This window comes from Bradyrhizobium sp. P2_E8, from assembly GCF_056403875.1.
Map to the genome: position 1 here is coordinate 1 of NZ_JBFUES010001539.1, position 1,162 is coordinate 1,162.

At 65.8% G+C, this 1,162-nt stretch carries 2 protein-coding genes; both read left to right on the top strand.

Annotated features, from left to right (window positions below; translation table 11 throughout):
* Window positions 1–153 precede the first annotated feature (153 nt).
* The gene (locus tag AC1D00_RS42115; protein WP_477014775.1) at window positions 154–429 is read left to right on the top strand and encodes a protealysin inhibitor emfourin; all 276 of its coding nucleotides are present in this window, start codon (window positions 154–156) and stop codon (window positions 427–429) included.
* Between the two features lie 24 nt (window positions 430–453).
* Window positions 454–1,162, top strand: a 709-nt coding sequence (locus tag AC1D00_RS42120; RefSeq protein WP_477014776.1) for an aminoglycoside phosphotransferase family protein, incomplete at its 3' end; no start/stop codon positions are given.

Sequence of the window (1,162 nt, forward strand, 5' to 3'; positions counted from 1 at the left end):
GCGTAAAGCGTTTTCGAGCGAAGTGGATACCGGTTCGCGTCAAGAAAACGCGTTAAAACAAGAAGCTGGAGCCCGCGTTCCGATCCCATCGGAACGGGGGCTCTAGGCCGGGTACAGCGCGTCACGAAAAGCGCGTTACGAAAGGAAGGAAGCGTGGATCGCCTAAAGATCGAGCGCGTCGGAGGGTTCGCCGGCTTCGGCGGCCCTCATCTCAAGAGCCGCGGTGAAGTGGCGTTGTCGGATCTGTCGCCCGCCGATCAGAAGACGGTGGAGCAGCTGTTTGCCGATCCGAAGAAAGTCGCGCCCGCGCATCCGGGCCAGGCCGACGCGTTCAGTTACCGGATCACGCGCGGTGCGCAGACCATCGAAGTCCCCGAGCATGCGGTCCCCTCGACCATCAAGAACAGCGTCAAGGATGTCCTGGAATAACACCGGGCGGAGCCGGGCGCTGTGATGGAGGAGACGCTGCCGCCGGATTCCGCGGGTGCCTGGGGCGCGTCCGCATCGACCAGCCTCGAGGCCTACCGCGCCTTGCGCGCCGACCGGTCGCGATGGCTGCCGATCGCGCTCGACATCGCGCGCAGCCACGGTCTCGACGTCGGCGCGCCGCAGGTGTTTGTAATAGGCACCAATCTCGTGGTCGGCCTCGGTGACGGCCTGATCCTGAAGATCTTCCCGCCGCTGCTGCGTGCGCAATTCATCTCCGAGCGCGATTCGCTGACGCAGCTCGCCGGCCGGCTTCAGGTGCCGATTCCCGAGATCGTCGCAGAAGGCGCGCGCGACGGTTGGCCCTATCTCGTCATCACGCGCCTTGCCGGTACGCTCGGCTCGGAGGTGTGGCCGTCTTTGCCGGAAGACCAGAAGGAGCGCCTGCTGCGCCGGATCGGCGAGACCATCGCGTCCGTACAGCGCGCGCCGCTTGGTCCTCTCGCGGCAATCGAGCCGCGCTGGGACGAGTTCATGCGTAGGCAGATGCAGGGGTGCCGCGCCAGGCACCAGCGTCTCGGCCTTGCGCCCAAATTCCTTKGAGGCCTCGACGATCTCCTGCGCGATGCGGCCCGCCTCATTCCGATGGACGCGCCGCCGGTGATCCTGACCGGCGAATACATTCCGGAGAACTTTCTGCTCGCCTGCGATGACGGGCAATGGTCGCTCGCCGGCC